General features: G+C 70.3%; 19 protein-coding genes and 1 riboswitch. Of the genes, 9 read left to right on the forward strand and 10 right to left on the reverse strand.

Translation table 11 applies throughout. The features are described 5' to 3' along the window. Position 1: 1 nt before the first annotated feature. The 4 genes from groL to thrC form a co-directional block, all read right to left on the reverse strand. Positions 2 to 1,624, reverse strand: coding sequence for a chaperonin GroEL (groL, locus tag J7E87_RS17515; RefSeq protein ID WP_215094937.1), 1,623 nt, complete (start codon positions 1,622 to 1,624; stop codon positions 2 to 4). A gap of 461 nt (positions 1,625 to 2,085) precedes the next feature. After that, positions 2,086 to 2,289: a cold-shock protein gene (locus tag J7E87_RS17520; RefSeq protein ID WP_005315736.1), complete on the reverse strand. Its 204-nt coding sequence runs from the start codon at positions 2,287 to 2,289 to the stop codon at positions 2,086 to 2,088. Positions 2,290 to 2,699: 410 nt separating this feature from the next. After that, positions 2,700 to 2,978, reverse strand: coding sequence for a MoaD/ThiS family protein (locus tag J7E87_RS17525; RefSeq protein ID WP_215094939.1), 279 nt, complete (start codon positions 2,976 to 2,978; stop codon positions 2,700 to 2,702). Positions 2,979 to 3,011: 33 nt separating this feature from the next. Continuing rightward, the gene (gene thrC / locus J7E87_RS17530; RefSeq protein WP_215094941.1) at positions 3,012 to 4,301 is read right to left on the reverse strand and encodes a threonine synthase; all 1,290 of its coding nucleotides are present in this window, start codon (positions 4,299 to 4,301) and stop codon (positions 3,012 to 3,014) included. Between the two features lie 17 nt (positions 4,302 to 4,318). After that, positions 4,319 to 4,446, reverse strand: a riboswitch (SAM riboswitch). Between the two features lie 143 nt (positions 4,447 to 4,589). Between thrC and J7E87_RS17535 the strand changes: the two genes are divergently transcribed. Together J7E87_RS17535 and J7E87_RS17540 are read left to right on the forward strand one after the other, a co-directional pair. After that, positions 4,590 to 5,528 (forward strand): glucosyl-3-phosphoglycerate synthase, encoded by a 939-nt coding sequence (locus J7E87_RS17535; protein WP_215094943.1) that lies wholly within the window; start codon positions 4,590 to 4,592, stop codon positions 5,526 to 5,528. 129 nt (positions 5,529 to 5,657) lie between these two features. Continuing rightward, the gene (locus J7E87_RS17540) at positions 5,658 to 7,052 is read left to right on the forward strand and encodes a trehalose-6-phosphate synthase (RefSeq protein ID WP_215094945.1); all 1,395 of its coding nucleotides are present in this window, start codon (positions 5,658 to 5,660) and stop codon (positions 7,050 to 7,052) included. Between the two features lie 303 nt (positions 7,053 to 7,355). Here J7E87_RS17540 and otsB read toward each other — a convergent pair whose 3' ends face one another. Genes otsB through J7E87_RS17555 form a run of 3 tightly spaced genes read right to left on the reverse strand, consistent with a single transcriptional unit; the run spans position 7,356 to position 9,756 of the window. Next, positions 7,356 to 8,204 (reverse strand): trehalose-phosphatase, encoded by an 849-nt coding sequence (gene otsB, locus J7E87_RS17545; protein WP_215094947.1) that lies wholly within the window; start codon positions 8,202 to 8,204, stop codon positions 7,356 to 7,358. A 9-nt stretch (positions 8,205 to 8,213) separates the two neighbouring features. Continuing rightward, positions 8,214 to 8,486: a DUF3263 domain-containing protein gene (locus tag J7E87_RS17550; RefSeq protein WP_215094949.1), complete on the reverse strand. Its 273-nt coding sequence runs from the start codon at positions 8,484 to 8,486 to the stop codon at positions 8,214 to 8,216. A gap of 46 nt (positions 8,487 to 8,532) precedes the next feature. Further along, positions 8,533 to 9,756 (reverse strand): sugar ABC transporter substrate-binding protein, encoded by a 1,224-nt coding sequence (locus J7E87_RS17555; protein ID WP_215095202.1) that lies wholly within the window; start codon positions 9,754 to 9,756, stop codon positions 8,533 to 8,535. A 299-nt stretch (positions 9,757 to 10,055) separates the two neighbouring features. Between J7E87_RS17555 and J7E87_RS17560 the strand changes: the two genes are divergently transcribed. The 5 genes from J7E87_RS17560 (at position 10,056) to J7E87_RS17580 (ending at position 15,500) form a co-directional block, all read left to right on the forward strand. Continuing rightward, positions 10,056 to 10,949 carry an SIS domain-containing protein gene (locus tag J7E87_RS17560; protein ID WP_215094951.1) on the forward strand — a complete coding sequence of 298 codons (894 nt, stop codon included), beginning with the start codon at positions 10,056 to 10,058 and terminating at the stop codon, positions 10,947 to 10,949. Positions 10,950 to 11,409: 460 nt separating this feature from the next. Beyond that, positions 11,410 to 12,348, forward strand: a complete 939-nt coding sequence (locus J7E87_RS17565; protein WP_215094953.1) for an ROK family protein — start codon at positions 11,410 to 11,412, stop codon at positions 12,346 to 12,348. Further along, positions 12,348 to 13,550, forward strand: a complete 1,203-nt coding sequence (nagA, locus tag J7E87_RS17570; RefSeq protein WP_215094955.1) for an N-acetylglucosamine-6-phosphate deacetylase — start codon at positions 12,348 to 12,350, stop codon at positions 13,548 to 13,550. Before J7E87_RS17565 ends, nagA begins: the two co-directional genes overlap by 1 nt. Positions 13,551 to 13,667: 117 nt before the next feature. Next, the gene (locus J7E87_RS17575; protein WP_215094956.1) at positions 13,668 to 14,594 is read left to right on the forward strand and encodes a 1-phosphofructokinase family hexose kinase; all 927 of its coding nucleotides are present in this window, start codon (positions 13,668 to 13,670) and stop codon (positions 14,592 to 14,594) included. A 54-nt stretch (positions 14,595 to 14,648) separates the two neighbouring features. Continuing rightward, positions 14,649 to 15,500, forward strand: a complete 852-nt coding sequence (locus tag J7E87_RS17580) for a class II fructose-bisphosphate aldolase (protein ID WP_215094957.1) — start codon at positions 14,649 to 14,651, stop codon at positions 15,498 to 15,500. On the opposite strand, the gene J7E87_RS17585 is transcribed toward J7E87_RS17580, so the two are convergent. Further along, positions 15,501 to 16,469 carry a CBM35 domain-containing protein gene (locus tag J7E87_RS17585; protein WP_215094959.1) on the reverse strand — a complete coding sequence of 323 codons (969 nt, stop codon included), beginning with the start codon at positions 16,467 to 16,469 and terminating at the stop codon, positions 15,501 to 15,503. 88 nt (positions 16,470 to 16,557) lie between these two features. Beyond that, complete coding sequence (cdgB, locus tag J7E87_RS17590) at positions 16,558 to 18,198, reverse strand: diguanylate cyclase CdgB (protein WP_215094961.1); 1,641 nt, start codon at positions 18,196 to 18,198, stop codon at positions 16,558 to 16,560. 514 nt (positions 18,199 to 18,712) lie between these two features. On the opposite strand from cdgB, the gene J7E87_RS17595 reads away from it, so the two are divergent. After that, a complete protein-coding gene (locus tag J7E87_RS17595; protein WP_215095204.1) occupies positions 18,713 to 19,186 on the forward strand; it encodes a flavin reductase family protein in 474 nt (157 codons plus the stop codon). A gap of 43 nt (positions 19,187 to 19,229) precedes the next feature. Here the strand turns inward: J7E87_RS17595 and arfB are convergent, their stop codons facing one another. Continuing rightward, positions 19,230 to 19,667, reverse strand: coding sequence for an alternative ribosome rescue aminoacyl-tRNA hydrolase ArfB (arfB, locus tag J7E87_RS17600; protein WP_215095206.1), 438 nt, complete (start codon positions 19,665 to 19,667; stop codon positions 19,230 to 19,232). A gap of 261 nt (positions 19,668 to 19,928) precedes the next feature. Between arfB and J7E87_RS17605 the strand changes: the two genes are divergently transcribed. Further along, a complete protein-coding gene (locus tag J7E87_RS17605) occupies positions 19,929 to 20,504 on the forward strand; it encodes a TerD family protein (protein WP_215094963.1) in 576 nt (191 codons plus the stop codon). Positions 20,505 to 20,538 lie beyond the last annotated feature (34 nt).

Raw genomic sequence — 20,538 nt, forward strand, 5'->3', positions numbered from 1 at the left:
ATCAGAAGTCCATGTCACCGCCCGGCATGCCGCCCGGAGCGCCCGCAGAGGCCTTCTCCGGCTTGTCGGCGATGACGGCCTCGGTGGTCAGGAACAGCGCGGCGATCGACGCGGCGTTCTGCAGCGCGGAGCGCGTGACCTTCGCCGGGTCGATGATGCCCTCGGCGATCATGTCGACGTACTCACCGGTCGCGGCGTTCAGGCCGTGACCGATAGGCAGGTTGCGCACCTTCTCGACGATGACGCCGCCCTCGAGACCACCGTTGATGGCGATCTGCTTCAGCGGGGCCTCCAGCGCCAGCTTCACGGCGTTGGCGCCGGTCGCCTCATCGCCCTCGAGCTCGAGCTTCTCGAAGACCGAGGAAGCCTGGATGAGCGCGACGCCACCACCGGCGACGATGCCCTCCTCCACAGCGGCCTTGGCGTTGCGCACCGCGTCCTCGATGCGGTGCTTGCGCTCCTTGAGCTCGACCTCGGTCGCGGCGCCGGCCTTGATGACGGCCACGCCGCCGGCCAGCTTCGCGAGGCGCTCCTGGAGCTTCTCGCGGTCGTAGTCCGAGTCCGAGTTCTCGATCTCGGCACGGATCTGCTTGACGCGACCGGCAACCTGCTCGCTGTCACCGCCACCGTCGACGATCGTCGTCTCGTCCTTGGTGACGACGATCTTGCGGGCGCGGCCGAGCAGGTCCAGGCTCGCGTTCTCGAGCTTGAGGCCGACCTCCTCGGAGATGACGGTGCCACCGGTGAGGATGGCGATGTCGTTGAGCATCGCCTTGCGGCGGTCACCGAAGCCCGGAGCCTTGACAGCGACGGACTTGAAGGTGCCACGAATCTTGTTGACGACCAAGGTCGACAGGGCCTCGCCCTCGACGTCCTCGGCGATGATCAGCAGCGGCTTGCCGGACTGCATGACCTTCTCGAGGAGCGGCAGCAGGTCCTTGACCGAGCCGATCTTCGAGTTGACGATCAGGATGTACGGGTCGTCGAGAGACGACTCCATACGCTCCATGTCGGTCGCGAAGTACGCCGAGATGTAGCCCTTGTCGAAGCGCATACCCTCGGTGAGTTCCAGCTCCAGACCGAAGGTCTGGGACTCCTCGACGGTGATGACGCCTTCCTTGCCGACCTTGTCCATCGCCTCGGCGATGAGCTCGCCGATCTGGGTGTCGGCGGCGGAGATGGAGGCGGTCGAAGCGATCTGCTCCTTGGTCTCCACGTCCTTGGCCTGCTCGAGCAGCGCACCGGAGACGGCCTCGACGGCCTTCTCGATGCCGCGCTTGAGGGCCATCGGGTTGGCGCCGGCGGCGACGTTGCGCAGGCCCTCGCGGACGAGCGCCTGGGCGAGGACGGTCGCGGTGGTCGTACCGTCACCGGCGACGTCGTCAGTCTTCTTGGCGACTTCCTTGACCAGCTCGGCGCCGATCTTCTCGTACGGGTCCTCGAGCTCGATCTCCTTGGCGATGGAAACACCATCGTTGGTGATCGTGGGGGCGCCCCACTTCTTCTCGAGGACGACGTTCCGGCCCTTGGGGCCAAGGGTGACCTTGACGGCGTCGGCGAGCTGGTTCATCCCGCGCTCGAGACCGCGCCGTGCCTCCTCGTCGAACGCGATGATCTTGGCCATGTGAAGTGGTCCTCCCGGACTGGGGTGGATTCTCCGGACCGCGCTGGCGCCCGCGACGGACGGCCTGCAAACCTTGTGGTTCCTTGCCCCACCTGGCCTGCGGACCTCACCGGCCCGGTCCTCGTTGTCACTCTCACTGTCAGAGTGCTAACGCAATGATTAGCACTCGACCCCCGAGAGTGCAAGCCGCTTCGAAGAAGCGTCGATGAGGGGTGGTGGCCGGGCAACGGGAGGGCGCAAGCGGCTTCGAGCAAGCCTCGATGAGGGGCGGCGGCCGATGGGGGCACCTCCCAGCGGGAGTTGAGAGAGGACGGCGCAAGCGGCTTCGAGGGGACCTCGAAAGCAGGGCGCAAGCAGGCTCCCGTGGTACCCAACTGGGCGCGGACGCACGAGGGGCCCGCATCCCTGGTAGGGATGCGGGCCCCTCGGCGTGAGTGCGTCGGTGGCCGATCGCGCCGAGATCAGACGGCGAGCTTGACCATGTCCGCCTGCGGACCCTTCTGGCCCTGCGAGATCTCGAATTCAACTCGCTGACCCTCTTCAAGGGTGCGGTACCCGTCCATCTGGATCGCGCTGTAGTGGACGAAAACATCCGCACCACCGTCGACCGCGATGAAGCCGTACCCCTTCTCCGCGTTGAACCACTTGACGGTGCCCTGAGCCATGCCTAACTCCCCTATTACTGGCCCTTGCGCAGGACCGCACTTCGCGGACCCGGGTCAGACCTCACCCACCCGACAGGAGGAGGGTGTGCGCCGGAACGCGTCGACCGCGGCTGAATGTATCTGTCCAACTGCCCTCTGCAACAGGTCAATCGGACGAGAATTCCGCGCAAGACCGAAAGGGTAATTCATGCGAATTATGTGAATTCCGGGGCAACTCGGGCCCGGCAAAAGGCGCCTATGCGGCAATTAGATCGAGCACTTTGGCTGCTTCTTGTCGCGCGGCGACGCATTCTCATATGCGCCCGGCACAAGCAGCGGAGGGGGCTTCCCAAACTCTACCGCGCTCAACCCTATGGAATTACCCCCTCCGCTTCTCTTGCGGAGGGGGTAATAGGGGTAACTCTGCGAAGTCAGCAGCCGCCTGCGACAGCCGGAATGATCGAGACGCCCGCACCGTCCGGTGTCGCGGTCTCAAGTCCCTGCTCGAAACGGACATCGTCGTCGTTCACGTACACGTTGACGAAGCGGCGCAGCTTGCCCTGGTCGTCCAGGACGCGCGCGGCGATGCCCGTGTGGTTCTTCTCCAGGTCGGCGATCACCTCGGAGAGGGTCTCGCCCTGAGCCGACACCTCGGCCCGGCCGCCCGTATACGTGCGGAGAATGGTGGGAATGCGGACGTTGACGCTCATGCTGCGTGCCTTCCTTGAGTCTCGGGTGGTCGGTCAGCCGGCCAGGCCGGCGTCGCGGAACGCCTCCAGGCTGGGGCGGATCGTCGCGCTCGGGCCTGTCGTCGGCGCCACCGCGTCCAGCGTCTTGAGGCCGTCACCGGTGTTGAGGACGACGGTGGTGAGCGCCGGGTCGAGCAGGCCCTGCTCGATCAGCTTCTTCGTGACACCCACGGTCACGCCACCCGCGGTCTCCGCGAAGATGCCCTCCGTACGGGCGAGCAGCTTGATGGCGTCGACGATCTGCTCGTCGTTGACGTCGTCGACCGCCCCGCCCGTGCGGCGCGCGATGTCCAGCACGTACGGACCGTCCGCCGGATTGCCGATCGCCAGGGACTTGGCGATGGTGTTCGGCTTCTGCGGGCGTACGACCTCGTGCCCGGCCTTGAAGGCCGTCGACACCGGCGAGCAGCCCTCCGCCTGGGCGCCGAAGATCTTGTACGGCTTGTCCTCGACCAGACCGAGCTTGATCAGCTCCTGCAGCCCCTTGTCGATCTTCGTGAGCTGCGAGCCCGAGGCGATCGGAACCACGATCTGGTCCGGCAGCCGCCAGCCGAGCTGCTCGCAGATCTCGTACGCCAGCGTCTTGGAGCCCTCGCCGTAGTACGGGCGGAGGTTGACGTTGACGAAGCCCCAGCCCTCGCCCAGCGGGTCGCCGATGAGCTCGGAGCAGAAGCGGTTCACGTCGTCGTAATTGCCCTCGATGCCGACCAGCTCGCCGCCGTACACCGCGGCCATGACGACCTTGCCCTGCTCCAGGTCGTGCGGGATGAACACGCAGGAGCGGAAGCCGGCCCGCGCGGCGGCGGCGCCGACCGCGCCCGCCAGGTTGCCGGTGGACGAGCACGACAGGGTGGTGAAGCCGAAGGCACGCGCGGCCTCGACGGCGATGGCGACGACGCGGTCCTTGAAGGAGTGCGTCGGGTTGCCGGAGTCGTCCTTGATGAACAGGCCGCCGGTGACGCCCAGCTCACGGGCGAGGTTGTCGGCCTTGACGAGCTTGGTGAAGCCGGGGTTGATGTTCGGCTTGTCGGCCACGTCGGCGGGGACGGGCAGCAGCGGGGCGTACCGCCAGATGTTGTTCGGACCCGCTTCGATCCGCTTCTTCAGCGCCTCGGGGTCGTCACCGGGGAGGTCGTAGGCCACTTCGAGGGGCCCGAAACAGGAGGCGCAGGCGAAGATCGGGCCGAGCCCGAAACGCTCTCCGCACTCGCGGCACGAGAGCGCCGCGGCGGGTCCCAGGTCTACGGGGCTGGTGGTGTTGCTTGCGACAGTCTGCACAGCCATGGAGGCGAGGCCCTTTCTCCTCATCTTCCCCGTGGCGCATTTCGCCACGAGACGGAATTGGCACCGTCCCCACCGTGACCTCGCGGTCGGCGGGAGGGTTGCCGGGGCTTCAACGGGCCGTTCCCTCTGCCCCTCTGGATGAGCGGTATTCGATTGTCAGCGTGATGACCCCCGGCATGCGACGGTCATCCGCGTTGTTCAAGACTGTAACCGAAGGCCCGGATGGTTGAGATAGTCGTCCGAACCGCGAGATGGATCACCCAACCGGAAGTCTAGGGAGACGCGCACGTGCTCGATGAGGTGGAGCGCTGGCTGGCCCGGCGGTCCTGGGCCGCGGCCGACCGCCCACTTGACCTGCTGCTTGCCGCCAAACGGTCGACGACGGTCAGCGTGGTGCTCCCTGCTCTGAACGAGGAGGCGACGGTCGGCGAGATCGTCACCGTGATCCGCCGCGAGCTGATGGAGGCCGTGTCGCTCGTCGATGAGCTGGTCGTCGTCGACTCGGGCTCGAGCGACCGTACGACCGAGGTGGCCGCGGCGGCCGGCGCGCGCGTGGTGCACCGGGACGCGATCCTGCCCCGGATACCCGCCGTCCCCGGCAAGGGCGAGGTGCTGTGGCGCTCGCTGCTGGTGACCAGCGGCGACATCGTTTGCTTCATCGACGCGGATCTGCGTGAGTTCTCCGCGGACTTCGTCTCCGGAATCGTGGGCCCGCTGCTGACCGAACCCGATGTGCAGTTCGTGAAGGCGATGTACGACCGGCCGCTCGGCGACCTCACAGGTCAGGGCGGCCGGGTGACCGAGCTGGTGGCGCGTCCGCTGCTGAATCTGCACTGGCCGCAGCTGGCCGGGTTCGTCCAGCCGCTGGGCGGGGAGTACGCGGCACGGCGCTCGCTGCTGGAGGCGCTGCCCTTCCCCGTCGGTTACGGAGTGGAGCTCGGCCTGCTCGTCGATGCGCTGCACATGGTGGGCCTGGACGCGCTGGCGCAGGTGGACGTCGGCCTGCGCAAGCACCGCCACCAGGACGGGCAGGCGCTGGGGCGGATGGCCGCGGCGATCTACCGCACGGCCCAACTCCGGCTCTCCCGCGGCCATTTGGTGCGTCCCGCACTTACGCAGTTCGAGCGGGGCGAAGACGGCTTCGAACCGCGGACGTACGCGGTGGACACGGAGGAGCGGCCGCCGATGCGCGAGATCGGTGAGTACGCGGCGCGTCGCGCGGCATAAGCGTGGATCGCTGGTCATTTTGTCTACATTTCCTAGTTATGGGCTCGAGAGACGTACAACACACGAAGACGCCACGACCAATCGCGTACACACGTTTGAGCGTTTGTGGGACGGGCTAGGTTTCGCGACATGGTCTCCGAGCACGCTGCTGCCCAGGTCCTCGTCGCGTCGAACCGCGGCCCTGTCACATACACACTGAGCGAGGACGGTTCGCTCGACGCGCGCCGTGGCGGGGGCGGGCTGGTCTCCGGTCTGTCTGCCATCGGCTCCGAGGCGGAAGCACTGTGGGTGTGCGCCGCGCTCGGCGACGGCGACCGCGAGGCGGTGCGGCGCGGGGTCGGCGAGCCCGGAGTGCTGATGCTCGACATCGACGAGGCCGTCCACTCCGACGCGTACAACGGCATCGCCAACTCCGTGCTGTGGTTCGTCCACCACATGCTGTACCAGACGCCGCTGGAGCCGGTCTTCGACAAGGAGTTCCGCCGGCAATGGGCGTCGTACGAGACCTACAACCGGGCCTTCGCGGAGGCGCTCGCGGCACAGGCGGCCGAGGGTGCGGCCGTCCTGGTGCAGGACTACCACCTGGCGCTGGTGCCCGGCATGCTCCGCGAGCTCCGTCCCGATCTGCGGATCGGGCACTTCTCGCACACGCCGTGGGCGCCCGTCGACTACTTCCGGATGCTGCCCGACGACATCGCGGAGCAGCTGCTGCGCGGCCTGCTCGGCGCGGACCGCACCTGTTTCCTGACCCGGCGGTGGGCCGACGCCTTCGTCTCCTGCTGTACGGAGCTGCTGGGCGGCACCGGCGGCACGGCGATCGGGGTGCACGGGCTGGGCGCGGACGCGGACTTTTTGCGTAAGCGGGCGCACCGGCCGGACGTGGACGAGCGGCTGGCGGCGCTGCGCGAGCAGATCGGCCCGGGGCGCAAGACCATCGTGCGTGTCGACCGCACCGAACTGTCCAAGAACATCGTGCGCGGGCTGCTGGCGTACCAGCAGCTGCTGGAAACCCGTCCCGAGTGGCGTGAGCGCGTCGTCCATGTCGCCTTCGCCTACCCGTCCCGGCAGGACCTGGCGGTCTACCGCGACTACACGGCGGAGGTCCAGCGCCTGGCGGACGAGATCAACTCGGTGTACGGGACGGAGAGTTGGACCCCTGTCGTGCTCCATGTGAAGGACGACTTCGCACGCTCGCTCGCCGCGTACCGGCTGGCGGACGTGGCTCTGGTCAACCCGATCCGGGACGGCATGAACCTGGTCGCCAAGGAGATCCCCCTCGTCTCGGAGGCGGGCTGCGCGCTGGTGCTTTCGCGGGAGGCGGGGGCGCACGAGGAACTGGGCGAGGACGCGGTGACGGTGAATCCGTACGACGTGAGCGGCACGGCGGACGCGCTCCACGCGGCACTGACGATGCCGGACGACGAACGGTCCCGGCACACCGAGCGGCTGGCGACGGCGGCAACGGCGCTGCCGCCGCAGAAGTGGTTCCTGGACCAGTTGCGGGCGCTGCGCGAGGGCGCGTAGGAGGCGGGGGGGGCGCGGGTTACGCGGAGGGCGCGGCAGGTCCGTAGCCGCCCCCCTGGACCGGTGAACGCGGGCGGCCGCCCGGCGAGTCCGCGGCCGGCGAGCGGCTGCTGCCCGGGCCGGCAGAAGGCATCGCGCGGGGCGCTCGCCAAGCCCGAGAGCCGGCTGTCAGCCGAAGGCACCGCGCAGCGAACACAGCAAACACGGCATCGGCGAGCGCGACCGGCTTCCCGGTCCGGCTGAAGGCGCCGCGCGGCGAGCCCGGGAAGGCGGCCGTCCTGGTCGGCGGCGACCCGGGCGCGGCTACAGGTGCCGGGCCAGCAAGGCCAAGAAATCCACCACCGCCGGCGGGCCCGGCAGCAGCAGGTCCGCGCGGTCCGCGACTTCTGAGACCTCGGTGCTGCCGCTGCACACCAGCAGGCCGGGCATGCCGTCCGAACGGAGTTTCTCGACGGCCGCGAAGGCGGGCAGATCGCCGAGATCGTCACCGGCGTACAGCACGGCCTCGGCTTCCACCTCGCGTACGTACTCCGACAAGGCCACGCCCTTGTCCATGCCGGGCGGCCGCAGCTCCAGGACCATGCGGCCCGGCTCCAGGATCAGCCCGTGGCGCGCGGCGAGCGCGGCGAGCGGGTCCCGCAGTGCCTCGAACGCCGCCTGTGGGTCGGACGCGCGGCGGGTGTGGACCGCGACCGCCTGGCCCTTCTCCTCGATCCAAGTGCCCTGCCAGGCTCCGACGTCGTCGAGGACACCGGGCAGTTCGGCGCGGGCAGCCGCGACCCCGGGGTGCGGGGCAGGGGTTTTGACCGTGCCGGTGGCGGCGTCCCAGCGCTCGGCGCCGTAGTGACCGAGGACGACCAGGTGGTCCAGGCCCGGCACTCCGGCGAAGCCGCCGTACCGGACCGCTACACCCGCGGGCCGTCCGGTGACCACGGCGACAGAGGCGACCCGTGGCGCGAGCGCGGCAAGGGCGGGGACGGTGCCGGGGTGGGCCCGGGCCTGTTCGGGGTCGGACACGATCTCGGCGAGCGTGCCGTCGAAGTCGAGGCCGACGACTGCCTTCCGCGGCCGGGCCAGAAGCGCGGCCAGGCCGTCGCGGCCGGCGGGGGTGGACGGCGTCGGCAAAGGATGCGCGTTCGAGGAGCTGCCCATGCCCCGACCCTATCGGCGACTTCGCCGCTCGTCCCTGACACGGCGGAGCCGGTTGACCGTAACCGGGTCGTGGGCGAGGGCGCGCTCGTCGTCGATCAGGGCGTTGAGGAGCTGGTAGTAGCGGACCGGGGAGATGCCGAGCTGCTCCCGGATGGCGCGTTCCTTCGCACCGGGCCCCGGCCAGGAGGTGCGCTCCACGGCCAGTACGGCACGGTCGCGCTCGGAGAGCACATTGCGCGCCGGGTTCGCCTGGAGCGCCTCGGTCGCCTCGTCGTCGGACATACGACCCAACATAACGGCGCCGCGGCACACCGGGCAGCCTGTCTGTCTACTCCGCGTTCTCCGCGGCGTTGGCCTCCTGGCCGATCTTGCCGAGGACGGATGACGGGACGCCCTCCGGCTCGACGGCCCGGCCGACGTTCTTCTTGATGTTCTCGCTGACCGCCGCCCAGGACGTCTTGCCGACCGGTGGAAGCACCGCGGTGGGGAGCTCCTCCAGGAACTTCTTGAGGTCCTGGTGCTCCGGATCCTTCTCCATCGCCTCGGACGCGGAGATCGTCACCGGCAGCAGGTCGTTCTGGCCGGCGAAGTCGAGGACGTTCTTGTCGCTGAAGACGAAGTCCAGGAACTTGCCGGCCTCGGCCTGGTGGCCGTTCTGCTTGAAGCCCATGATCCAGTCGGCGACGCCCATCGTGGCCTTCGGCTTGCCGCCGCTGCCGGGCATGGCCACCTTGCCGACCTCGACGTTGGCCTTCTCCGCGGCCTGCATCAGGGAGGGGTGACCGTTGAGCATGCCGACCTCGCCGCGGGTGAAGGCGGCGAACGCGTCCTTGCGGTTCAGTTTGGCGGGGGCGACAGAGCCGGTGAGCCCGGCGTCGACGAGGTTCGTCTTCAGCCACTTGAAGGTGGCTATGTTCTGCGCGGAGTCGATGGAGTAGTTGCCCACCGGGTCGGTGTATCCGTCGCCGCCGCTGAGCAGCCACATCATGGTCTCGGCCTGGGCCTCCTCGGGCCCCAGCGGCAGGGCGAACGGGTACTTCGCGTCCGTTCTCGCCTTCAGCTTCTCGGCGTCTTTCCTGAGGTCGTCCCAGGTCGTCGGGCCTGCCTTGATCCCGGCCTCTTGGAAGAGCTTCTTGTTGTAGAAGAGCAGCCTGGTGGAGGCGACGAACGGCAGACCGTACTGCACTCCCTTCACCTCGCCGGCGTCGGTGAGCGGGGTGAGGAAGTTGGCCTGCTCGGGGATGGAGAGCAGCTGGTCGGCGGAGTACAGCTTGCCTGCCGCGGCGTAGTCGGCGTACGCGCCGATCTGCGCGATGTCGGGAGCGTTGCCGGCCTTGACCATCTCGGCGACCTTGCGGTCGACGTCGTTCCAGGACTCGATCTGGACATCGATCTTGATGCCGGGGTTCTTGGACTCGAACTCGTTGGCGAGGTCGGCCCAGTACTTCTTGCTGCTCTGGCCGCCGGCCACGTCGTAGTCGGCCGCCACCAGCTTGAGGGTGACATCGCCGGAACCCGAGGAGCTGCCACAGCCCGAGAGGGCCACCGTCATGCCGAGTGCGGCGATCGCCGCGGTCAGACCCAAGAAGCGACGCTGCACCGCTCTTCCCCACCCTCTGTCGTTGCGTGCCCGTGTCGTCCCAGTCGGTCCCCCGTGATGTCCTCTGAGATGAGCTGCGATTGTCCACCATGTGGACGCATGAGGTCTACTCCACTGCGTATCGCTTCCACAACGCTGTCCCTGGACCGGCGGGCATTGCCCGGGTGCGCCGCGGCCTGCTAAGCACGTGGCGGCACGAAGTGGTCGGTGCCGGTCCCGAGTAACGAGTACGTCGCTAGGAGCCTTGCCGCATGTCCCGTACCGCAGCAGAGATAGCCACCCAGCCCGCCTGCTGGCGCCGAGCGGCCGAAGCCGCCGCCGCCTTCGAGGGACTGCCGGAGCCGGGCGAGCGGGTCGCCGTCACCGGCTGCGGGACGTCCTGGTTCATGGCGATCGCGTACGCGGCGCTGCGGGAGGCGGCGGGGCTGGGCGAGACGGATGCCTTCGCGTCATCGGAGTTCCCGTCGGGGCGTACGTACGACCGGGTCGTCGCGATCACCCGCTCGGGGACGACGACGGAGGTCCTGGACCTGCTGGCCGAACTGCGCGGCAGGGTGCCGACGCTGGCCCTGACCGCGGACCCGAAGACGCCGGTGATGGACGCGGCGGACGCGGTGGCGGTGCTGGACTGGGCGGACGAGGAATCGGTGGTCCAGACCCGTTTCGCCACGACCGCGCTGGCCTTTCTGCGGGCCGGTCTGGGTGACATCCCCGGCGTGAAGTCGGTCGCCGAGGCGGCGGTCGACGCGGAACTCGCGCTCACGGAGCCGCTTGCGGACGCGGTGGTCGGGGCGGAGCAGTGGACGTTCCTGGGTCAGGGCTGGACATACGGGCTCGCGCTGGAGGCGGGCCTGAAGATGCGCGAGGCGGCGGGGGCGTGGACGGAGTCGTACCCGGCGATGGAGTACCGCCACGGCCCGATCTCGATCACGGGCCCGGGCCGGGTGGCATGGGTCTTCGGCACGCTCCCGGAGGGCCTGTCCCTGGACGTCGCGCGGGTCGGCGGCACGCTGGTGGCCCGCCAGGAGACGGACCCCCTGGCGGACCTGATCCGCGCGCAGCGGCTTGCGGTGACGCTGGCGGAGTCGCGGGGCTTCGACCCGGACCGGCCGAGGAACTTGACGCGTAGCGTGATCTTGAGCTGAGGCGGGGCGGGCACCCCTGCGCCTACCCCTCGGGTGATCGGGTCTGTGGCCTGCCGCCGGGGAGGGGCCGTGCAGGGNNACCGGGCAACCCCCAGGCCCGCGGCCCCCGCACCCCACCCCTCGGGTGATCGGGTCTGTGGCCTGCCGCCGGGGAGGGGCCGTGCAGCGTCGTCCCCGCAGGGGATCGGCGGCCGAACCCAGTGATCAACACGAACCCCTTGCCGCCGCCGACCCCGAGGAGTCGAGCCCGGAGGGGCCCCAGAACCCCCACCCCACGCCACCGGGCAACCCCCAGGCCCGCACAGCGGAACGCCCGCACCCCACGCCACCGGGCAACCCCGGGCCCGCACCGGCCGCGCCCAGCGACCCGCACCTCGAACACTCCGCCGTTTGTATGGTGCCGCAACAATCCGGCGTAGTGGACTAGACCTTTCTCCGGTCCAACCTTCAGACTGTCCATGTGAGACACGTCATCGCCCTCGATGTGGGCGGCACCGGCATGAAAGCCGCCCTGGTCGGGGTGGACGGCACCCTCCTCCACGAGGCCCGTCGCCCCACCGGCCGCGAGCGCGGGCCCGACGCCGTCGTCGAGTCCATCCTCCGCTTCGCCGGCGAGCTCCGCGCGTACGGCCAGGAGCACCTCGGCCACAGCGCCCTCGCCGCCGGCGTCGCCGTCCCCGGGATCGTCGACGCCGGCCGCGGCATCGCCGTCTACGCCGCCAACCTCGGCTGGCGCGACGTACCCCTGCGCGCCCTCGTCGCCGAACGCATCGGCGGCGTCCCCGTCGCGCTCGGGCACGACGTCAGGACCGGCGGGCTCGCCGAGGGACGGATCGGGGCAGGCAAGGGCGCCGACCGGTTCCTGTTCGTGCCGCTCGGCACCGGGATCGCCGGTGCCATCGGCATCGCCGGGCGGATCGAGGCCGGTGCCCACGGATACGCCGGCGAGATCGGCCACATCGTCGTCCGCCCCGACGGCCCCGATTGCGGCTGCGGCCAGCGCGGCTGCCTCGAGACGCTCGCCTCCGCCGCCGCGGTGACCCGCGCCTGGGCCGAGGCGAGCGGCGACCCGGACGCGGACGCCGCCCACTGCGCGAAGGCTGTCGAGTCCGGTGACCGGCGGGCCGTACGCGTCTGGCACGACGCAGTCGACGCCCTCGCCGCCGGCCTCGTCACCGCGCTCACCTTGCTGGACCCGCGCACACTGATCATCGGTGGCGGTCTCGCCGAGGCGGGAGAAACCTTGTTCACACCACTGAGGGCCGCCGTCGAGGAGCGAGTGACGTTCCAGAAGCTGCCCGCCATCGTCCCGGCTGCCCTCGGGGACACCGCTGGATGTCTGGGCGCGGGACTGCTCGCCTGGGATCTGCTCGCCACCGACTCGGAGGTAACCGCCTAATGGCCGCACGCCCCGTACGCGCCACAAGCGCCGCACGCGCCGCACGCGCCGAAAGCACCGTTCTCACCGGCGCCCGGGTCGTCCTGCCGACCGGGACCGTCGAGAACGGACGGCTCGTCGTCGAGGGCACGAAGATCGCCGACGTCGCGCCCGACAACGCGCACGCGGACGCGCTCGTCCTCGATCTGACCGGCCACTGGGTCGTCCCCGGCTTCGTCGACATCCACAACCACGGCGGCGGCGGCGCCTCCTTCACCTCCGGCAGCGCCGAGGACGTACTGAAGGGCGTGCGGACCCACCGCGAGCACGGCACGACCACGCTCGTCGCGTCCACCGTGACCGGCGAGATGGACTTCCTCACCCACCGCGCCGGCTTCCTCTCGGAGCTCGTCGAGCAGGGGGACCTCGCCGGCATCCACTTCGAGGGCCCCTTCATCTCGCCGTGCCGCAAGGGCGCCCACAGCGAGAAGCTGCTGCGCCATCCCGACCCGGCGGAGGTGCGCAAGCTGATCGACGCCGCGCGCGGCACCGCGCGGATGATGACGCTCGCCACCGAGCTGCCCGGCGGCATCGACTCCGTACGGCTGCTCGCCGAGCAGGGCGTGATCGCCGCGATCGGCCACACGGACGCGACGTACGAGCAGACCGTCGAGGCGATCGAGGCGGGCGCGACCGTGGCGACGCACCTGTTCAACGCGATGCCCGCCCTCGGCCACCGCGCGCCGGGCCCGATCGCCGCGCTCCTGGAGGACGAGCGGATCACGGTCGAGCTGATCAACGACGGCACGCATCTGCACCCCGCCGCCCTGGAGCTCGCCTTCCACCGCGCGGGCGCGGGCCGCGTCGCCTTCATCACGGACGCCATGGACGCGGCGGGCTTCGGCGACGGCCGCTACCAGCTCGGCCCGCTCGCGGTCGACGTCAAGGACGGGGTCGCCCGGCTGGTCGACGGCGGCTCGATCGCCGGCTCGACGCTCACTTTGGACACCGCGTTCAGGCGCGCGGCGACCATCGACAGGCTGCCGGTGGAGGAGGTCGTCCAGGCCATCTCGGCCAACCCCGCGAGACTGCTCGGCGTGTACGACAAGGTCGGCTCGCTGGAGCCGGGCAAGGACGCCGACCTGGTGGTACTCGACGCGGACTTCACGCTCAAGGGCGTGATGCGCAAGGGCGAATGGGTGGTTGAGCCCCAAGTGGGGTGATTTCTATGCAAGTTGCGGCAAGGCGGTTGGCCCGGGGGTCTGGGCCAACCGCCTTGCGTTTGGCATGATCAGGGCCCGTACGAGCACGGCAAGCGCGTTCTGTGGGGGGTGAAACGGGTGATCCTGACGGTCACGCTCAACGCCGCCCTGGACATCACGTACACGGTCCCCGTATTGACCCCGCACGCCAGCCACCGCGTCCGCGAGGTCCGCGAACGCCCCGGCGGCAAGGGACTCAACGTCGCCCGCGTGCTGGCAGCACTGGGCCACGAGAGCGTCGTCACCGGTTTCGCCGGCGGGCCCGTCGGAGCCGTACTGCGCGATCTGCTGGCCCCACTCGCTCCGCACGACGCGCTCGTCCCGATCGCCGGCACCAGCCGCCGCACGCTCGCCGTCGTGGACGACGCGAGCGGCGACACCACCCAGCTGAACGAGACGGGCCCCACGGTCAGCCCCGCCGAATGGGCCGCGTTCCTCTCCTCCTACGACTCCCTCCTGCGGGAGGCCCGGGCCGTCGCCCTGTGCGGCAGCCTGCCGCCGGGCATCCATGTGGGCGCGTACGCCCAACTGGTCCGCCGGGCCCACGCCGCGGACGTCCCCGTACTCCTCGACACCAGCGGCGAACCGCTGCGCCGCGGCATCGCCGCCCGCCCCGACCTGGTCAAGCCGAACGCCGACGAACTCGCCCGGCTCACCGGCTCCCGCGAACCGCTGCGCGCCGCCCGCGACGCCCGCCGCCGCGGCGCGCACACAGTGGTCGCCTCGCTCGGCCCGGACGGCGTGCTCGCGGCCACCCCCGAAGGCGTCTGGCAGGCGACCCCGCCCGCCCCGGTAAAGGGCAACCCGACGGGCGCGGGCGACTCGGCGGTCGCCGGGCTGCTCTCCGGACTCGTGGAACGGCTGCCGTGGCCGGAACGGCTGGCCCGCGCCGTCGCCCTGTCGGCGGCGACCGTACTGGCCCCGGCGGCGGGCGAGTTCGACGCCGTCGCGTACGAGGACCTGCTGCCGCGCATAGCGGTGACCGAGCGCGTGGCCGCGGCGTGAGCCCCCACAGCGAGCGCACAATCGGGCCCAGCCGCCCGGGAATTGGGGGGCGCCATGCCACTCGTCAGCACCGGTGAACTCGTCTCGGCAGCCGCGGCCGAGAGCCGCGGCATCGCCGCCTTCAACGTCATCACCCTGGAGCACGCGGAGGCGATCGCCGCCGGGGCCGAGCGGGCAGGCGCGCCCGCGATCCTGCAGATATCCGAGAACGCGGTGAAGTTCCACGGCGGCAAGCTCTGCGCGATCGCCGCCGCCGCATCCGCGGTCGCCCGCGCGTCCACCGCCCCGCTCGCCCTCCACCTCGACCATGTCGTCTCCGCGGACCTGCTGCGGGCGGCGGCCGACGAGGGCTTCAGCTCGGTGATGTTCGACGCCTCGAAGCTGCCGTACGACGAGAACGTCAAAGCCACGGCGGACGCGGTGCGCCGGTGCCACGAGCGCGGCCTCTGGATCGAGGCGGAGCTCGGCAAGGTCGGCGGCAAGGACGGCGAGCCCCCGCTCGACGCCCACGCCCCCGGTGTCCGCACCGCCCCGTCCGAGGCCGCGGCCTACGTCGCCGACACGGGCGTGGACGCGCTGGCCGTGGCGGTCGGCTCCTCCCACGCGATGACGCGGCGCACGGCGTCGCTGGACCACACCCTGATCGCCGACCTGCGGCACGCGGTCCCGGTCCCCCTCGTCCTGCACGGCTCCTCCGGCGTCCCGGACGAGGAGATCCGCCGCGCGGTCGCCGCCGGCATGGTCAAGATCAACGTCGGTACTGCGCTCAATACGGCGTTCACGGGCGCGGTCCAGGCCTTCCTGGAGGCCGACCCGTCGACGGTGGACCCCCGGAAATACCTCGCCCCGGCTCGCGAAGCGATGGCCGGGACGGTGGCGGGTTTCCTGCGGACGATCCGAGCGTGATCAGCCGTTCCTGACCTCGAGCCAGTCGAGAATGGCGTTGCACTGGTTGCCCTGCTCGCAGGAGATCTTGAGCTCGTTCTCGCCCTGCTTCAGAGTGACCGGCGCCCAGGTGGTCTGCCAGTTCTTGTCCCAGGCCGGGTCGGTGGACTTGATGAAGTTCTTCAGCCCCAGCGGGCTGCTGTTCGCCTTGCCGTTGACGGTCAGCGTGGCGTTGGCATCCTGGGCCGGGATGGCGTAGCGCACATAGAGCTTGTACGCGCCGGGCTCCGTGATCTTCGCCTTCCAGGTGACCGATGCGCCCACCGCGTTGAAGCCGGTCACAAACGCGCCGCCCGAACCCTGCGCGCCCTTGATGTCCTTCGCCAGCGCCGCCGGCGCGCCCAGCTGCAGCGTCGCCGCGTCCTGCTTCGGCAGCTCCACCGGCTCCGCCTGATTCGACGGCTCATCGCTGGGCTTCACCGACTCGCCCGAGGTCGCGCCGCCGTTCCCGGCCGGCTGGCCGCCCGCCTTGTCGTCCTCCCCGCCGCTCGTCATCAGCGCCGCGCCGATGCCGATCACCACGACCGCGACCACCGCGATCGCGCCGATCAGCAGGCCCTTGGTGTTGGGGCCGCCGCTGCGGCCGCCACCATGGCCGTGGCCATTGCCGTGGCCGTTGCCCTGCTGCTGGGGCAGGGTCTGGCGGGTGGGGGCGCCGCCGGGGTGGGTCTCGGGCGCCGCGTACTGCGCGGTCGGCTGGCCCTGCGGTGCGTAGGCCTGCTGCGGCACCTGGCCGTACTGGCGCTCGCCGACCGTCCGTACCTGGTTGTACGAGGTTCTGGGGACCCCAGGCTGCGCGGCGGGACCCGGGTAGCCGTAACCGCGGCCCTGGCTGGGCGGTGTGGCGCCCGCTGCCCGTCCGTCCTCATAGAGGTAGCCGAACGGATCGTCGTTCTCGGGCGTGCTCGCGCCGTTGTTCGCGGCCGTCATCCCTAGTCACTCCTCACCATGTCGTCAGCACATCGCCGACGCGGGCGAGCCTACCCGGTTCGGAGTAACCCAGAGGGTGTTGTTGCCCTCAGCCGGCCCGCCGGTGCACTTTCGCCCGGGACCGCTTCTCGATGTACATCCGCTGGTCAGCAGATTGCAAGACCTCTTCCACCGACATCCCGCAGCTCGCCCAGCCGATCCCGAAGCTCGCCCCGACGCGGACCCCTCTGCCGCCGACCCTGATCGGCAGGATGATCGCGTTCCGCAGGCGAACGGCCAGGTCGGCGGCGTCCGCCGCGCCCAGGCCGTCGGCGAGGACGACAAACTCGTCACCGCCGAGCCGGGCGACCGTGTCGTTGTCGCGTACGAGAGTGGTGAGCCGGCGCGCGACCTCGACAAGCACCGTGTCACCCGTCTGATGCCCGAACCGGTCGTTGATCGACTTGAAGCCGTCCAGGTCGCAGAAGAGGACCGCGAGCCCCTTCGTCCCGTCGTCGACCTCGCCGTCGGGGGCGACCGCGTGCACATGGTGGTCGTACGGCACGCCCGTCGTCTCGAAATCGAAGCCGTCACCGCCGAGGATGCGCTCCGTGTCGGACTCGTAGGCGGCGTCCAGCGCCTCGATTGCCGTCTCCCGCGCCGCGTGCGGCCGCTCGCACAGCCGGGAGCTGAGCCGGGCGCGCAGTTCGGCGCTGTTGGGCAGGCCGGTGAGCGAGTCGTGCGAGGCGCGGTGGGCGAGCTGCAGCTCGTGGCGCTTGCGCTCCTCGATGTCCTCGACATGGGTCAGCAGAAAACGGGGGCCGTCCGCGGTGTCGGCGACGACGGAGTTACGCAGCGAGACCCAGAGGTACGTCCCGTCCCGGCGGCCGAGACGCAGCTCGGCCCGGCCTCCCTCCGCGGATGTACGCAGCAGGGTGCCGACGTCCTCGGGGTGGACGAGATCGGCGAAGGAGTACCGGCGCATCGCGGCCGCCGGACGGCCGAGCAGCCGGCACAGGGCGTCATTGGTGCGCAGCAGCCGGCCGTGCTGGTCGCCGCCCATCTCGGCTATGGCCATGCCGCTCGGCGCGTACTCGAAGGCCTGCCGGAAGGACTCCTCGCTGGCGCGCAGGGCCTGCTGCTCGCGCTCGAGTCGGACCAGGGCGCGCTGCATGTTTGCTCGCAACCGGGCGTTGCTGATCGCAATGGCCGCCTGGGAGGCGTACATCTGGAGTGCTTCCTGGCCCCAGGGTCCGGGGCGGCGTCCGTTGCGCGGCCGGTCGACGGAGATGACGCCGAGGAGTTCACGGCCGCCGCCCGACGCGTACATGGGGGCGTAGAGCCGGTCCTGCGGGTGCCACTCGTCCTCGAAGCGGGGATCGGGGCCTTCGGTGTGCCACTGCGGGACGTCGTCCTCGATGAGCACCCAGCCCTCGGTGTGCGGTATGAAGCGGAGCTCGCCCCACGCCTCGCCCATGGACAGCCGCCGCTCCCAGGAGGGGCGCGAGCCGACCCGTCCGGTGATCAGGGCTTCCGCGGCGGCGCTGCCGGCGAACGCGGCGACGACGAGGTCACCGTCGGGGCGAACGAGATTGACGCAGGCCAGTTCGTAGCCGAGTCCCGCGACGATGCCGTCGGCGACGGTCTGCAGGGTGTCGGCCAGGCTCCGGGCAGTGTTGAGGTCTGCGACGACCTGGTGCAGCTGCCGCAGGGTCGCAAGACGGACGTAGGGCTCCGACTCGGTCTCCATTGCTCGCTCTCCCCGAGACCTCGACAGCAAACTCCAGGCTTCTCATCGGCATTCTTGGTGCGGCATCACGGCCACTGAATCACAGCGAGCTGTCCACTCGGTACACAGGGTCAACAATTACTGCACTCTGTGACTCAAGTCACATAAGAGGGTGATTGGTTGCGGGCGCGGGGTGGGAGCGCTTCGTGGCTTTCCTGAACGCAAATCCACTGCGCCTGCTCTGCGCCCCGTAGTGCGCCGGTCCTGCGCCCCGTCCTGGTGCCCTGCGCCGCAGCCGCGCGCCGGTCCGGATTGGTCCCGCGCGGGCCCGGATCGGTCCCGTGCCGGTCCGGATCGGTCGTGCGCCGGTCCGGATCGGTCCTGCGCCGGTCCTAGGACCTGGCTGGTCCCCCGGGCCGATGCGGCGCCGGACGGCGGAGGCTAGCGTTCTCGTGTGTTGCAGACGACCCCCACTTCCGCCGCAGATGCCATCCCCCATGCTGAGGGGGTGAGCAACGAGGAGTTCCGCGCCGCCATGTCCCGGCTGGCCGCCGGTGTGGTGCTGGTGACCGCGCACGACCCCGACGACGGCCCGCGCGGCGAGGACGTCGGCATGACCGCGACCGCGTTCATGTCGGTGTCGCTGGACCCCCCGCTGGTGCTGGTGAGCCTGCGCAACGGCTCGCGCATGGACGACCTGCTCGCTGAGCAGCCGCTGTGGGGGGTGTCGGTGCTGTCGGAGAGCCAGCGGCACATCGCCGGGCGGTTCGCGATGAAGGGGCGGGTCAGCGACCGCCTGCTGTTCGAGGACATCCCGTACACGCGGGGTGAGGTGAGCGGATCGCTGCTGGTCAGGGGCGCGCTGACGACGCTGGAATGCCGTACGGAACAACGCGTCGAGACGGGCGACCACACACTGGTGATCGGCCGGGTGCTGGCGGCGGGGCTGCCGAGCGGGGACGGGGGGCCGCTGGTGCATTTCCGCGGCCGATACCGCCAGTTGAGCTGACGCTCCGCGGCGGGACAGCGGCCGGGACGACTGCCGGGCGAACCTAGTCCCAGGCGCGGCCCGTGCGGCCCCGTTTTGTGTCCGCGCGTTGCTTCTTCTCTCGCAGGCGGCGTTCATTGATGCCGCGCGGGATCTTCGTCGCCCGGCGGGGCCGCGGTGGCGGCGCCGTCGCCTCTGCGAGCAGCGTCGCCAGGCGCACCGCCGCCGTTTCGCGGTTGCGCCACTGCGAGCGGTGCTCCGATGAGCGTACGGCGATCACCCCGCCGACCATCCGGCCCGCGAGCCGCTCCATCGCGCGGTCCTTCCAGACCTGCGGCAGCGCCTCCGTCTTGGCGAGGTCGAAGCGGAGCTCCACCTGTGAGTCGCTGGTGTTGACGTGCTGGCCACCCGGCCCGGACGACCGCGAGAAACGCCACATGAGCTCGGCCTCCGGCAGGGAGACCGAACCGCGGATGATGTAGGGACCGGACATGCCCCCCATGGTCGCGTGCCGCGCCGTTCGCGTCACCCGCTTTTCCGCACCCGCTTTTCCGCACCCGCTTTCCGCGCCGTCTGTCCGCAGTGACTGCCCGCCGCCGCTTTCCGCCGCGCTTTCGCGACCCAGCACGGCCGAGTGCAGCCGAGTACGGCAAATAAAGAATGGCGGGTGGAACTTGGCAGTCCCCTGCCTGCGTTATGACGGGTGACGGTAGCTTCGGGAGCGCTCGAAGACCGCACATTCGACCACGAAGGGGACTTCCCAATGGCAGTAAGCCTGTCCAAGGGCGGCAACGTCTCGCTCACCAAGGAGGCCCCGGGCCTGACCGCCGTCACGGTCGGCCTTGGCTGGGACGTCCGCACCACCACCGGCACGGACTTCGACCTCGACGCCTCCGCGATCGGCGTCAACCCCGGTGGCAAGGTCGCCTCCGACGCCCACTTCGTCTTCTTCAACAACAAGGCGACGCCCGACCAGACCATCGTCCACACCGGTGACAACCGCACCGGCGAGGGCGGCGGCGACGACGAGCAGATCAACGTCAACCTGGCGGGTCTGCCGGCCGACGTCGACAAGATCGTCTTCCCGGTCTCGATCTACGACGCCGTCAACCGCAGCCAGAACTTCGGCCAGGTGCGCAACGCCTACATCCGCATCGTCAACCAGGCCGGCGGCGCCGAGCTCGCGCGCTACGACCTGAGCGAGGACGCCGCCACCGAGACCGCGATGGTCTTCGGCGAGCTCTACCGCAACGGCGCGGAGTGGAAGTTCCGCGCGGTCGGCCAGGGTTACGCCTCGGGTCTTGAGGGCATCGCCCGTGACTTCGGCGTCAACCTCTGACGCTCACCGCAGTGTTCAGGGAGCCCCCGGCCAC

Source organism: Streptomyces sp. ISL-1 (genome assembly GCF_018614585.1).
Taxonomy (GTDB): domain Bacteria; phylum Actinomycetota; class Actinomycetes; order Streptomycetales; family Streptomycetaceae; genus Streptomyces; species Streptomyces maoxianensis.

Excerpts from the sequence above, each read along its gene's own strand:
- groL (WP_215094937.1), bottom strand. The coding sequence starts at position 1,624 with ATGGCCAAGATCATCGCGTTCGACGAGGAGGCACGGCGCGGTCTCGAG.
- J7E87_RS17520 (WP_005315736.1), bottom strand. The coding sequence starts at position 2,289 with ATGGCTCAGGGCACCGTCAAGTGGTTCAACGCGGAGAAGGGGTACGGC.
- J7E87_RS17525 (WP_215094939.1), bottom strand. The coding sequence starts at position 2,978 with ATGAGCGTCAACGTCCGCATTCCCACCATTCTCCGCACGTATACGGGC.
- thrC (WP_215094941.1), bottom strand. The coding sequence starts at position 4,301 with ATGGCTGTGCAGACTGTCGCAAGCAACACCACCAGCCCCGTAGACCTG.
- J7E87_RS17540 (WP_215094945.1), top strand. The coding sequence starts at position 5,658 with ATGGTCTCCGAGCACGCTGCTGCCCAGGTCCTCGTCGCGTCGAACCGC.
- otsB (WP_215094947.1), bottom strand. The coding sequence starts at position 8,204 with ATGGGCAGCTCCTCGAACGCGCATCCTTTGCCGACGCCGTCCACCCCC.
- J7E87_RS17550 (WP_215094949.1), bottom strand. The coding sequence starts at position 8,486 with ATGTCCGACGACGAGGCGACCGAGGCGCTCCAGGCGAACCCGGCGCGC.
- J7E87_RS17555 (WP_215095202.1), bottom strand. The coding sequence starts at position 9,756 with ATGACGGTGGCCCTCTCGGGCTGTGGCAGCTCCTCGGGTTCCGGCGAT.
- J7E87_RS17560 (WP_215094951.1), top strand. The coding sequence starts at position 10,056 with ATGTCCCGTACCGCAGCAGAGATAGCCACCCAGCCCGCCTGCTGGCGC.
- nagA (WP_215094955.1), top strand. The coding sequence starts at position 12,348 with ATGGCCGCACGCCCCGTACGCGCCACAAGCGCCGCACGCGCCGCACGC.
- J7E87_RS17580 (WP_215094957.1), top strand. The coding sequence starts at position 14,649 with ATGCCACTCGTCAGCACCGGTGAACTCGTCTCGGCAGCCGCGGCCGAG.
- J7E87_RS17585 (WP_215094959.1), bottom strand. The coding sequence starts at position 16,469 with ATGACGGCCGCGAACAACGGCGCGAGCACGCCCGAGAACGACGATCCG.
- cdgB (WP_215094961.1), bottom strand. The coding sequence starts at position 18,198 with ATGGAGACCGAGTCGGAGCCCTACGTCCGTCTTGCGACCCTGCGGCAG.
- J7E87_RS17595 (WP_215095204.1), top strand. The coding sequence starts at position 18,713 with ATGTCCCGGCTGGCCGCCGGTGTGGTGCTGGTGACCGCGCACGACCCC.
- arfB (WP_215095206.1), bottom strand. The coding sequence starts at position 19,667 with ATGGGGGGCATGTCCGGTCCCTACATCATCCGCGGTTCGGTCTCCCTG.
- J7E87_RS17605 (WP_215094963.1), top strand. The coding sequence starts at position 19,929 with ATGGCAGTAAGCCTGTCCAAGGGCGGCAACGTCTCGCTCACCAAGGAG.